Source organism: Nonomuraea pusilla, from assembly GCF_900109355.1.
In the GTDB taxonomy this organism is placed as follows: Bacteria; Actinomycetota; Actinomycetes; order Streptosporangiales; family Streptosporangiaceae; genus Nonomuraea; species Nonomuraea pusilla.
This window is the reverse complement of the sequence record NZ_FOBF01000009.1, coordinates 287,141-299,537: the sequence shown is the minus strand read 5'-3', so window position 1 is coordinate 299,537 and position 12,397 is coordinate 287,141. Positions and strand designations below refer to the sequence as shown.

Here is a 12,397-nt window from a genome sequence, read left to right as displayed (position 1 = left end):
CACGCGCGTTCGACCGGCCCGTACTCCATGATCACGCAGCAGCCGCTGGGCGGTAAGGCCCAGTTCGGCGGCCAGCGGTTCGGTGAGATGGAGGTGTGGGCGCTGGAGGCGTACGGCGCCGCCTACGCCCTGCAGGAGCTGCTCACGATCAAGTCCGACGACGTCCTGGGCCGCGTGAAGGTCTACGAGGCCATCGTCAAGGGCGAGAACATTCCCGAGCCGGGCATTCCCGAGTCCTTCAAGGTCCTCATCAAGGAGATGCAGTCGCTGTGCCTCAACGTCGAGGTGCTCTCCAGCGACGGCATGTCCATCGAGATGCGCGACACCGACGAGGACGTCTTCCGCGCCGCGGAGGAGCTCGGCATCGATCTGGCACGGCGCCCGAATGAGGGCGCGATGTCCGTCGACGAGGTCTGATCAAAAAGGGGAATCTAGTGCTCGACGTCAATTTCTTCGACGAGCTACGCATTGGCCTCGCCACTGCCGACGACATCCGCCAGTGGTCGCACGGCGAGGTGAAGAAGCCGGAGACCATCAACTACCGCACTCTCAAGCCGGAGAAGGACGGTCTCTTCTGCGAGAAGATCTTCGGTCCGACCCGCGACTGGGAGTGCTACTGCGGCAAGTACAAGCGCGTCCGGTTCAAGGGCATCATCTGTGAGCGCTGCGGCGTCGAGGTGACCCGGGCCAAGGTCCGCCGTGAGCGGATGGGCCACATCGAGCTGGCCGCGCCGGTCACGCACATCTGGTACTTCAAGGGCGTCCCGTCGCGCCTCGGCTACCTGCTCGACCTCGCCCCGAAGGACCTGGAGAAGGTCATCTACTTCGCGGCGTACATGATCACGCATGTCGACACCGAGATGCGTGAGCGTGACCTGCCCTCGCTGGAGGCGAAGATCTCCGTCGAGCGGCAGCACATCGAGCAGCGCCGCGACGCCGACATCGAGACCAGGCAGAAGAAGCTCGAGGCCGACCTGGCCGAGCTGGAGGCCGCGGGCGCCAAGGGCGACCAGCGCCGCAAGGTGCGCGAGGGCGCCGAGCGCGAGATGCGTCAGCTCCGCGACCGGGCCCAGCGCGAGCTGGACCGCCTGGACGAGGTCTGGAGCCGCTTCAAGAACCTCAAGGTCCAGGACCTCGAGGGCGACGAGCTGCTCTACCGCGAGATGCGCGACCGCTTCGGCCGCTACTTCAAGGGCGGCATGGGCGCGCAGGCGATCCAGGACCGCCTGATCAACTTCGACCTCGACGCCGAGGCCGAGAACCTGCGCGAGACCATCCGCAGCGGCAAGGGCCAGAAGAAGGCCCGCGCGCTCAAGCGGCTCAAGGTCGTGTCGGCGTTCCTGAACACGACCAACTCGCCGCGCGGCATGGTGCTCGACTGCATCCCGGTCATCCCGCCGGACCTGCGCCCGATGGTGCAGCTCGACGGTGGCCGGTTCGCGACCTCCGACCTGAACGACCTGTACCGCCGGGTCATCAACCGGAACAACCGCCTCAAGCGTCTGCTCGACCTCGGCGCGCCCGAGATCATCGTGAACAACGAGAAGCGGATGCTGCAGGAGGCCGTCGACGCGCTGTTCGACAACGGCCGTCGCGGACGTCCGGTCACCGGCCCCGGCAACCGGCCGCTCAAGTCGCTGTCCGACATGCTCAAGGGCAAGCAGGGCCGCTTCCGCCAGAACCTGCTGGGCAAGCGCGTCGACTACTCCGGCCGTTCGGTCATCGTCGTCGGCCCGCAGCTCAAGCTGCACCAGTGCGGTCTGCCCAAGCAGATGGCGCTGGAGCTGTTCAAGCCGTTCGTGATGAAGCGGCTCGTGGACCTCAACCACGCCCAGAACATCAAGTCGGCCAAGCGGATGGTCGAGCGCGCCCGCCCCGTCGTGTGGGACGTGCTCGAAGAGGTCATCACCGAGCACCCGGTGCTGCTCAACCGCGCGCCCACGCTCCACCGCCTGGGCATCCAGGCGTTCGAGCCGCAGCTCGTCGAGGGCAAGGCCATCCAGATCCACCCGCTCGTCTGCACCGCGTTCAACGCGGACTTCGACGGCGACCAGATGGCCGTGCACCTGCCGCTGTCGGCTGAGGCCCAGGCCGAGGCACGCATCCTGATGCTCTCGACCAACAACATCCTCAAGCCGGCCGACGGCAAGCCCGTGACGATGCCCACCCAGGACATGGTCATCGGCCTGTACTGGCTGACCACCATGAAGGAGGGGGCGGTCGGCGAGGGCCGCGTGTTCGGCTCCGTCGCCGAGGCGCAGATGGCCTTCGACCGCCGCGAGCTGGAGATCCAGGCGAAGATCCAGATCCGCGTGCGGGACGTCCTCCCGCCGCGCGACTGGGTCGCGCCCGAGGGCTGGGAGCAGGGCGACGCGATCCGCCTGGAGACCACCTTCGGCCGCTGCCTGTTCAACCAGACGCTGCCCGCGAGCTACCCGTTCGTCAACTTCCAGGTCGGCAAGAAGCAGCTGTCCACGATCGTGAACGAGCTGGCCGAGACCTACCCGAAGGTCGAGGTCGCCGCCTCGCTCGACGCGCTCAAGGACGCCGGCTTCCGCTGGGCCACCCGCTCGGGTGTCACCATCGCCATCGGCGACGTCGTCGCGCCGCCGAACAAGGCCGAGATCATGGAGAGCTACGAGCGCCGGGCCGACAAGGTCCAGCGCGAGTACGAGCGCGGTCTGATCACCGACGAGGAGCGCCGCCAGGAGCTCATCGAGATCTGGACGCACGCCACGGCCGACGTCGAGACCGACATGGTCAACGCCTTCCCGGCGACCAACCCGGTCTGGATGATGGTCAACTCCGGCGCCCGAGGCAACAGGATGCAGGTGCGTCAGATCGCCGGCATCCGTGGCCTGGTGTCCAACACCAAGGGTGAGACGATCCCGCGGCCGATCAAGGCCTCGTTCCGCGAGGGCCTGTCGGTGCTGGAGTACTTCATCGCCACCCACGGCCAGCGGAAGGGTCTCGCCGACACCGCGCTGCGCACCGCCGACTCGGGTTACCTGACCCGTCGTCTGGTGGACGTCGCGCAGGACGTCATCATCCGCGAGATCGACTGCGGCACCGACCGCGCCGTCCCGCTGCACGTCGGCGAGCGCGACTCGTCCGGCAACCTGGTCAAGGCCGAGAACGCCGAGTCCAACGTCCACGGCCGCATCCTCGCCGAGGACGTCGTGGTCGACGGCAAGGTCGTCGTCGCGGCGGGTGTCGACATCAACGACACGCACGTGACGAAGCTGGTCGAGGCCGGCATCGAGACCGTCCGCACCCGCAGCGCGCTGGTGTGCGAGGCGAAGATCGGTGTCTGCGCGACCTGCTACGGCCGCTCGCTGGCCACCGGCAAGCTCGTGGACGTCGGCGAGGCGGTCGGCATCATCGCCGCCCAGTCGATCGGTGAGCCGGGCACGCAGCTGACGATGCGTACCTTCCACACCGGTGGTGTGGCGGGCGCCGACATCACCCACGGTCTGCCGCGTGTCCAGGAGCTGTTCGAGGCGCGCATCCCCAAGGGTGTCGCCCCGATCTCCGAGGCCGAGGGTCGCGTCCGCATCGACGAGACCGACAAGACCAGGAAGATCGTCATCACTCCTGACGACGGTTCCGAGGAGATCGCCTACCCGGTCTCGATGCGTTCGCGCCTGCTCGTCCAGGACGGCCAGCGCGTCTCGGTCGGTCAGCAGCTCATCGCCGGTGCCGTCAACCCGAACGAGGTGCTGCGCATCCTCGGCCCGCGGGCCGTGCAGCTCCACCTCGTGGCGGAGGTCCAGCAGGTCTACCGCTCGCAGGGTGTGTCGATCCACGACAAGCACATCGAGATCATCGTGCGTCAGATGCTCAAGCGCGTGAACGTGCTGGAGTCCGGCGACACCGACCTCCTGCCCGGCGAGCTGGTCGAGCGTCCGCGCTTCGAGCAGATGAACCGGGAGACGGTGGCCGAGGGCGGCACGCCCGCCGCGGGTCGTCCGGTGCTCATGGGCATCACCAAGGCGTCGCTGGCCACCGAGTCGTGGCTGTCGGCGGCCTCCTTCCAGGAGACCACCAGGGTCCTGACGGACGCGGCGATCCACGCCAAGTCCGACTCGCTCCTGGGCCTGAAGGAGAACGTCATCATCGGTAAGCTCATCCCGGCCGGTACGGGCATGCCCCAGTACCGCAACATCCGGGTCGAGCCCACCGAGGAGGCGAAGGCCGCGATGTACACCGTCGGCGGCTACGACGGTTCGGCGGCCGACTACACCTTCGGCACGGGCAGCGGCGAGGCCGTCCCGCTGGAGGAGTACGACTTCGGCCAGTACAACCGGTAGACAGCCGTACAGCGCGAAGCGCCCGGTTCCTCTTCGGGGGGAGCCGGGCGCTTCGCCGTTCCCGGCCCTGTGGGGGCGTCTCCACGTCCTCCGGCGGCTCTCCGCGGCGGTTGCCTCGGGGCCGCCGGCCCGCCCGTGGGCGGCGGCCTGAGCCGCCGGGCGGCCGGTTCTCCGGGTGTTCATCGACTCGTACGCGTGCGGCTGCCTTCCGGGGTGGGGGAAGGGGCGCGCGAGCGGGGTCGGGGGCTATATCATGTGCGGCGGAGCTGTAGATGCGCTTGATGGATAGGCGCTGGCGACCCGGGGCGACACAAGCTTGTCTGCTTTGTCGCGCCGTTTTGACGTGTCGCTCGGGCCTGGGTAGTCTTGAGCATCGTGCCCGCTCTGGCGGGCTCTCGGCTGTGCGCTCATACAGGAGCGGCGGCTGAATCCCTGGCTCGCAGTCCTCGGCGGATGTGTCTGTGCGAATCGCGCGACACGCCCGAGCGCGGGGGCGCGGAAGCGGGGAAAACCAGCAGGTCATGACACCGGCAGCACCTGCGAATCGCAGCACAATGACGTAACACCGGCCAAGGCACGAAACGGAGTGGCAGTGCCCACTATTCAGCAGTTGGTCCGTAAGGGCCGGCAGGACAAGGTCGCGAAGACCAAGACTCCTGCCCTCAAGGGGAGTCCGCAGCGGCGCGGCGTGTGCCAGCGCGTCTACACCACCACCCCGAAGAAGCCCAACTCGGCACTGCGCAAGGTGGCCCGCGTTCGGCTCACGAACGGCATCGAGGTCACGGCCTACATCCCCGGTGTGGGCCACAACCTGCAGGAGCACTCCATCGTGCTCGTGCGTGGCGGTCGTGTGAAGGACCTGCCTGGTGTTCGCTACAAGATCATCCGCGGTTCGCTCGACACCCAGGGTGTCCGCAACCGCAAGCAGGCCCGTAGCCGCTACGGCGCGAAGAAGGAGAAGAGCTAACAATGCCTCGTAAGGGTTCTCCTGGCCGTCGTCAGCTCATGGCTGACCCGGTTTACAGCTCGCCGCTGGTCACCGCCCTGATCAACAAGGTGCTCCTCGACGGTAAGCGCTCCATCGCGCAGTCGATCGTCTACGGCGCTCTTGAGGGCTGCAGGGACAAGACGGGCAACGACCCGGTCGTCACCCTGAAGCGCGCGCTTGACAACGTCAAGCCCACCCTTGAGGTCCGCAGCCGTCGTGTCGGTGGCGCGACCTACCAGGTGCCGGTCGAGGTGCGCGCGGCGCGCAGCACCACCCTGGCCCTGCGCTGGCTGGTGCAGTACTCCCGCGCCCGCCGCGAGAAGACCATGACCGAGCGCCTGATGAACGAGCTCCTCGACGCCAGCAACGGCCTCGGGGCGAGCGTGAAGAAGCGCGAGGACACCCACAAGATGGCCGAGTCCAACAAGGCCTTCGCCCACTACCGCTGGTAATCCACCGCTCCAGCGGTGGTCTGAACACAGACCAAATCTCCCCTTCGGGGGTCCTGCGGGGGGTTCGCCCCCCGCAGGAGACGAGACGACGAGGACGCGAGAGAAGTGGCCACCACGACCGCTCTAGACCTGGCCAAGGTCCGCAACATCGGGATCATGGCCCATATCGACGCGGGCAAGACCACCACGACCGAGCGCATCCTGTTCTACACCGGCATCAACTACAAGCTCGGTGAGGTCCACGAGGGCGCTGCCACGATGGACTGGATGGAGCAGGAGCAGGAGCGCGGCATCACGATCACGTCTGCCGCGACGACCTGCGAGTGGCTCGGTCACACGATCAACATCATCGACACTCCGGGCCACGTCGACTTCACCATCGAGGTGGAGCGCTCTCTGCGTGTCCTCGACGGTGCCGTCGCCGTGTTCGACGGCGTCGCGGGTGTCGAGCCGCAGTCGGAGACGGTGTGGCGCCAGGCTGACCGCTACGACGTTCCGCGCATCTGCTTCGTGAACAAGATGGACCGTGTCGGCGCGGAGTTCCACCGCTGCGTCGACATGATGATCAGCCGTCTGGGCGCGACCCCGGCTGTCATCCAGCTCCCGTGGGGCGTTGAGGCCGACTTCAAGGGCGTCATCGACCTCATCAAGATGAAGGGTCTCATCTGGAGCGCCGAGGCCGCCAAGGGCGAGATGTACGAGACCGTCGACATCCCGGCCGACCACGCCGACGCCGCCCGTGAGTGGCGCGACAAGCTGGTCGAGACGGTCGCCGAGAACGACGACGAGCTGATGGAGCTCTTCCTCGAGGGCACCGAGCCCACCGAGGAGCAGCTGGTCGCGGCCATCCGCCGCGCGACGCTGGCCAGCGCCATCAACCCGGTGCTGTGCGGCACGGCGTTCAAGAACAAGGGCGTTCAGCCCCTGCTCGACGCGATCGTCGCCTTCCTCCCGGCCCCGACCGACATCCCGGCCTTCAAGGGCCACGCGGTCGGCAACGAGGAGGTCGTGGTCGAGCGGCACGCCGACCCGACCGAGCCCTTCTCGGCTCTGGCGTTCAAGATCGCCAGCGACCCGCACCTGGGCAAGATCACCTACATCCGCATCTACTCGGGCACGCTCGAGTCCGGTTCACAGGTCATCAACTCTGTGAAGGGCAAGAAGGAGCGGATCGGCAAGATCTACCAGATGCATGCCAACAAGCGCGAGGAGCGCCCGTCGGCCATCGCTGGTCAGATCGTCGCCGTCATGGGTCTGAAGGACACCACGACGGGTGACACCCTGTCCGACCCGTCCAACCAGGTCGTGCTCGAGTCGATGACGTTCCCGGCCCCGGTCATCAACGTCGCGATCGAGCCCAAGACCAAGGGCGACCAGGAGAAGCTGTCCACCGCCATCCAGCGGCTCGCCGAGGAGGACCCGTCCTTCCAGGTCCGCCGTGACGAGGAGACCGGTCAGACGGTCATCTGGGGCATGGGCGAGCTTCACCTGGAGATCCTCGTCGACCGTATGCGTCGCGAGTTCAAGGTCGAGGCCAACGTCGGCCGCCCGCAGGTCGCCTACCGCGAGACCATCCGCCGCAAGGTGGAGAAGGTCGACTACACCCACAAGAAGCAGACCGGTGGTTCCGGTCAGTTCGCGCGGGTCATCATCGACCTGGAGCCGCTGGGCGAGGGCAACGACGGTTACGAGTTCGAGAACAAGGTCACGGGTGGCCGCGTCCCGAGGGAGTACATCCCGTCGGTCGACGCCGGCGCCCAGGAAGCCGCCGAGTTCGGCGTGCTGGCCGGCTACCCGATGGTGGGCGTGAAGGTGACGCTGACCGACGGCGCCGCCCACGACGTCGACTCCTCGGAGATGGCCTTCAAGATCGCCGGCTCGATGGCCTTCAAGGAGGCCGCGCGCAAGGCTGACGCTGTGCTCCTCGAGCCGATGATGGCCGTTGAGGTCACCACGCCCGAGGACTACATGGGTGACGTCATCGGCGACCTCAACGGTCGCCGCGGGCAGATCCAGGCGATGGACGAGCGGGCCGGCGCCCGCGTCGTCCGGGCGCTCGTTCCGCTGTCTGAGATGTTCGGCTACGTGGGTGACCTGCGTAGCAAGACGCAGGGGCGGGCGAGCTACAGCATGCAGTTCGACTCCTACGCGGAGGTGCCTCCGGGCATCGCCAAGGAGATCGTCGCGAAGGCCCGGGGCGAGTAAGTAAGTTCCGGTCCCTGGTGGGGTGGCGCGAGCCACCCCACCGCCTAGGGGTTCGGGTTATCCCGGGCCCGAGTGTGTAGACGAAAGTCAGTCAGATTCTCAAGGAGAGAACCAGTGGCTAAGGCCAAGTTCGAGCGGACCAAGCCGCACATGAACATCGGCACCATTGGGCACATCGACCACGGCAAGACCACGCTGACCGCGGCGATCACCAAGGTGCTCCACGACCGTTACCCCGAGCTGAACAAGGCCACTCCGTTCGACAAGATCGACAAGGCCCCGGAGGAGAAGGCTCGCGGCATCACCATCTCCATCGCGCACGTCGAGTACCAGACGGAGAAGCGTCACTACGCGCACGTTGACTGCCCGGGTCACGCCGACTACGTCAAGAACATGATCACCGGTGCGGCGCAGATGGACGGCGCCATTCTGGTGGTCGCCGCCACCGACGGCCCGATGCCGCAGACGAAGGAGCACGTCCTCCTGGCCCGCCAGGTCGGCGTCCCCTACATCGTCGTGGCCCTCAACAAGGCCGACATGGTCGACGACGAGGAGATCCTGGAGCTCGTCGAGCTCGAGGTCCGTGAGCTCCTCTCCGCTCAGGAGTTCCCCGGCGACGACCTGCCCGTGGTTCGCGTCTCCGCGCTCAAGGCGCTCGAGGGCGACGAGAAGTGGGCCGACAGCATCATCGAGCTGATGAACGCCGTCGACGAGAACGTGCCCGAGCCGCCGCGTGACACGGAGAAGCCGTTCCTCATGCCGGTCGAGGACGTCTTCTCGATCACCGGTCGCGGCACGGTCGTCACCGGCCGTATCGAGCGCGGCATCGTCAAGGTCAACGAGCAGGTCGACATCATCGGCATCCGGCCGGAGAAGACCACGACCACCGTCACCAGCATCGAGATGTTCAACAAGATGCTCGACGAGGGTCACGCCGGTGACAACGCCGCCCTGCTGCTCCGCGGCATCAAGCGCGACGACGTCGAGCGCGGCCAGTGCATCATCAAGCCGGGCACGACCACCCCGCACACCGAGTTCACCGGCCAGGTCTACATCCTGTCCAAGGACGAGGGCGGCCGCCACACGCCGTTCTTCAACAACTACCGGCCGCAGTTCTACTTCCGTACGACTGACGTGACCGGTGTCGTGCACCTCCCCGAGGGCACGGAGATGGTCATGCCGGGCGACAACACCGAGATGCGCGTTGAGCTGATCCAGCCCATCGCCATGGAGGAAGGCCTCAAGTTCGCGATCCGCGAGGGTGGCCGCACCGTCGGCGCCGGTCGCGTCACGAAGATCATCAAGTAGCACGATCGCCGGGGCGGCGGTCGGCCCCTCCCACGGGGGCCGGCCGCCGCACCGCGAGAGCCCAGCCCACGGGCTCCACGGGAGAGCCCGTGATCCAGCAGTCACTTCGGACAGTGACCGAAGTAACTGCCGGATCACGGAAGAAAACGACAGATCCACCACGTCTGTCTCGTGGGGCCATGCAGGGCTGACCTGCAAGATCAGCGGCAACAGGCCGCACGATACTTTTTCAGACGACAGCGAAGGACACCGAGGCCACTATGGCGGGACAGAAGATCCGCATCCGGCTTAAGGCCTATGACCACGAGGTCATCGACAGCTCGGCCAAGAAGATCGTCGAGACGGTGACGCGGACTGGCGCGAAGGTCGCGGGCCCGGTGCCGCTGCCGACCGAGAAGAACGTGTACTGCGTCATCCGCTCGCCGCACAAGTACAAGGACAGCCGCGAGCACTTCGAGATGCGCACGCACAAGCGGCTGATTGACATCATCGACCCGACCCCCAAGACGGTTGACTCGCTCATGCGGCTCGACCTCCCCGCGGGTGTCGACATTTCGATCAAGCTCTGAGGGAACGCACTGACATGGCTAAGACGATCAAGGGCGTCCTGGGCAAGAAGCTCGGCATGACCCAGGTCTTCGACGCGGACAACCGGCTCGTGCCGGTGACCGTGGTCGAGGCCGGTCCGTGTGTGGTGACCCGCGTCCGCACCGCAGAGAAGGACGGCTACTCCGCCGTCCAGCTCGGCTTCGGGCAGGTCGACCCCCGGAAGGTCAACAAGCCGCTCGGCGACTACCTGCGTAAGCACGACATCACCCCGCGCCGTTACTTCGCGGAGATCCGCACCGACGACGCGAGCGACTACACCCTGGGCCAGGAGCTGCTGGCCGACACCTTCGAGGCGGGCCAGTTCGTCGACGTGACGGGCAAGAGCAAGGGCAAGGGCTTCGCCGGTGTCATGAAGCGGCACGGCTTCGGTGGTCTGGGCGCGTCGCACGGTACGCAGCGCAAGCACCGTTCGCCGGGTTCCATCGGTGGCTGCGCCACCCCGGGCCGCGTTTTCAAGGGTCTGCGCATGGCTGGTCGGATGGGTAACGTCCGCACCACCGTGCAGAGCCTCAAGGTTCACTCCGTCGACGCCGAGAAGGGCCTCATCCTGATCAAGGGTGCGATCCCCGGCGCCAACGGCAGCCTGGTCCTCGTCCGCACCGCTGCCAAGAAGGGGGCTGCGAAGTGACAAGCATTGACGTCCTCGACGCCGGCGGTGCCAAGACCGGCACGGTTGACCTGCCCGAAGACATCTTCGGCGCCAAGGTCAACGTCCCCCTGATCCACCAGGTGGTCACGGCCCAGCTCGCCGCTCGCCGGCAGGGCACGCACAAGGCCAAGACCCGCGGTGAGGTCAGCGGCGGCGGCAAGAAGCCGTACCGCCAGAAGGGCACCGGCCGCGCCCGTCAGGGCTCGACCCGCGCCCCGCAGTTCGCCGGCGGTGGCACCGTCCACGGCCCGGTTCCGCGCGACTACTCGCAGCGCACGCCCAAGAAGATGAAGGCCGCCGCTCTCCGCGGCGCCCTCTCCGACAGGGCCGGCGGCGGTCGCGTCCACGTGGTCAGCTCGCTGGTCACGGGGGAGACCCCGAAGACCAAGACGGCGCTGGAGGCCCTTCGCAAGGTCACCCAGGCTCCGCGCGTGCTCGTCGTGATCGACGAGTCCGACTACCTGACCGCGCTGAGCCTGCGTAACGCGCCCGAGGTCCACCTGCTGGACGCGGGGCAGCTCAACACGTACGACGTGCTCGTCAACGACGACGTGGTCTTCACCCAGGAGGCGTACGAGCAGGTCGTGGCGCGGCTTTCCGCGTCGGCCGGTTCTAGCGAAGGAGCAGACGCCTGATGGAGAAGATCGCCGACCCGCGCGACATCATCATCAAGCCGGTCGTCTCTGAGAAGAGCTACGGCCTGATCGATGAGAACAACAAGTACACGTTCCTGGTGAAGAAGACCGCGAACAAGACCCAGGTCAAGATCGCCGTTGAGCAGATCTTCGGGGTCAAGGTCACCAGCGTGAACACGATCAACCGGCAGGGCAAGCGCAAGCGCACCCGCGCCGGCTTCGGCAAGCGTCCCGACACCAAGCGCGCGATCGTGAGCCTGGTCGAGGGCGATCGGATCGACATCTTCGGTCAGATCGGCTAGCAGCCTGAGAAATGAGCGGGCCGCAAGGCCCGCGGGGATGAGACCGCCGCACGCCCGTGCGGCGGGCTCACCCATGTAACCGACGAAGGATGAACGAAAAAGATGGGCATCCGTAAGTACAAGCCGACGACTCCGGGTCGCCGCGGGTCGAGTGTCTCGGACTTCTCCGAGATCACCCGCAGCACCCCCGAGAAGTCGCTGCTTGCACCCCTTCACAGCAAGGGCGGCCGGAACGTACACGGCCGAGTCACCGCTCGCCACCAGGGCGGCGGTCACAAGCGCGCCTACCGGATCATCGACTTCCGGAGGCACGACAAGGACGGCATCCCGGCCAAGGTCGCTCACATCGAGTACGACCCCAACCGCACCGCCAACATCGCTCTGCTGCACTACGCCGACGGTGAGAAGCGCTACATCATCGCGCCGACCGGCCTGAAGCAGGGCGACCGTATCGAGAACGGCCCTGCCGCCGACATCAAGCCGGGCAACTGCCTGCCGCTGCGCAACATCCCGACCGGTACCTTCATCCACGCGGTGGAGCTCCGTCCGGGTGGCGGCGCCAAGCTCGGCCGCTCCGCGGGCGCTCAGATCCAGCTCCTCGCCAAGGAGGGCCAGTACGCCACGCTGCGTATGCCGTCCGGTGAGATGCGCATGGTGGACGTGCGCTGCCGCGCCGCGGTCGGCCAGGTCGGCAACGCCGAGCAGGCCAACATCAACTGGGGCAAGGCCGGCCGTATGCGGTGGAAGGGCAAGCGCCCCACCGTCCGCGGTGTCGCCATGAACCCGGTGGACCACCCGCACGGTGGTGGTGAGGGCAAGACCTCCGGTGGTCGCCACCCGGTGAACCCGAAGGGCAAGCCCGAGGGCCGCACCCGTCAGGCCAACAAGCCCAGCGACCGGCTGATCATCCGTCGTCGGAGCAAGAGGAAGAAGCGGTAG

General features: G+C 66.9%; 11 protein-coding genes. All 11 read left to right on the top strand.

Annotated elements, in window-relative coordinates:
• The coding region (locus BMX74_RS21215) for a DNA-directed RNA polymerase subunit beta (RefSeq protein WP_475717162.1) at nucleotides 1-417 on the top strand (417 nt) is incomplete at its 5' end.
• 17 nt (nucleotides 418-434) lie between these two features.
• Complete coding sequence (locus BMX74_RS21210) at nucleotides 435-4,310, top strand: DNA-directed RNA polymerase subunit beta' (protein ID WP_055505081.1); 3,876 nt, start codon at nucleotides 435-437, stop codon at nucleotides 4,308-4,310.
• 592 nt (nucleotides 4,311-4,902) lie between these two features.
• Nucleotides 4,903-5,277: a 30S ribosomal protein S12 gene (rpsL, locus tag BMX74_RS21205; protein ID WP_043623420.1), complete on the top strand. Its 375-nt coding sequence runs from the start codon at nucleotides 4,903-4,905 to the stop codon at nucleotides 5,275-5,277.
• Between the two features lie 2 nt (nucleotides 5,278-5,279).
• Complete coding sequence (gene rpsG, locus BMX74_RS21200) at nucleotides 5,280-5,750, top strand: 30S ribosomal protein S7 (protein ID WP_055505082.1); 471 nt, start codon at nucleotides 5,280-5,282, stop codon at nucleotides 5,748-5,750.
• Nucleotides 5,751-5,906: 156 nt separating this feature from the next.
• Nucleotides 5,907-7,955: an elongation factor G gene (fusA, locus tag BMX74_RS21195; RefSeq protein ID WP_055505444.1), complete on the top strand. Its 2,049-nt coding sequence runs from the start codon at nucleotides 5,907-5,909 to the stop codon at nucleotides 7,953-7,955.
• Between the two features lie 114 nt (nucleotides 7,956-8,069).
• A complete protein-coding gene (gene tuf / locus BMX74_RS21190) occupies nucleotides 8,070-9,263 on the top strand; it encodes an elongation factor Tu (protein WP_055505083.1) in 1,194 nt (397 codons plus the stop codon).
• Between the two features lie 260 nt (nucleotides 9,264-9,523).
• Complete coding sequence (gene rpsJ, locus BMX74_RS21185) at nucleotides 9,524-9,832, top strand: 30S ribosomal protein S10 (RefSeq protein WP_012887830.1); 309 nt, start codon at nucleotides 9,524-9,526, stop codon at nucleotides 9,830-9,832.
• Between the two features lie 14 nt (nucleotides 9,833-9,846).
• Nucleotides 9,847-10,500 carry a 50S ribosomal protein L3 gene (rplC, locus tag BMX74_RS21180; RefSeq protein ID WP_055505084.1) on the top strand — a complete coding sequence of 218 codons (654 nt, stop codon included), beginning with the start codon at nucleotides 9,847-9,849 and terminating at the stop codon, nucleotides 10,498-10,500.
• Nucleotides 10,497-11,156, top strand: coding sequence for a 50S ribosomal protein L4 (gene rplD, locus BMX74_RS21175; protein ID WP_091102306.1), 660 nt, complete (start codon nucleotides 10,497-10,499; stop codon nucleotides 11,154-11,156). Before rplC ends, rplD begins: the two co-directional genes overlap by 4 nt.
• Nucleotides 11,156-11,458: a 50S ribosomal protein L23 gene (rplW, locus tag BMX74_RS21170; RefSeq protein WP_055506382.1), complete on the top strand. Its 303-nt coding sequence runs from the start codon at nucleotides 11,156-11,158 to the stop codon at nucleotides 11,456-11,458. The genes rplD and rplW overlap by 1 nt, the downstream gene beginning before the upstream one ends.
• A gap of 102 nt (nucleotides 11,459-11,560) precedes the next feature.
• Nucleotides 11,561-12,397, top strand: a complete 837-nt coding sequence (gene rplB, locus BMX74_RS21165; protein ID WP_055506383.1) for a 50S ribosomal protein L2 — start codon at nucleotides 11,561-11,563, stop codon at nucleotides 12,395-12,397.

Excerpts from the sequence above, each read along its gene's own strand:
- rpsG (WP_055505082.1), top strand. The coding sequence starts at position 5,280 with ATGCCTCGTAAGGGTTCTCCTGGCCGTCGTCAGCTCATGGCTGACCCG.
- fusA (WP_055505444.1), top strand. The coding sequence starts at position 5,907 with ATGGCCCATATCGACGCGGGCAAGACCACCACGACCGAGCGCATCCTG.
- rpsJ (WP_012887830.1), top strand. The coding sequence starts at position 9,524 with ATGGCGGGACAGAAGATCCGCATCCGGCTTAAGGCCTATGACCACGAG.
- rplC (WP_055505084.1), top strand. The coding sequence starts at position 9,847 with ATGGCTAAGACGATCAAGGGCGTCCTGGGCAAGAAGCTCGGCATGACC.
- rplW (WP_055506382.1), top strand. The coding sequence starts at position 11,156 with ATGGAGAAGATCGCCGACCCGCGCGACATCATCATCAAGCCGGTCGTC.
- rplB (WP_055506383.1), top strand. The coding sequence starts at position 11,561 with ATGGGCATCCGTAAGTACAAGCCGACGACTCCGGGTCGCCGCGGGTCG.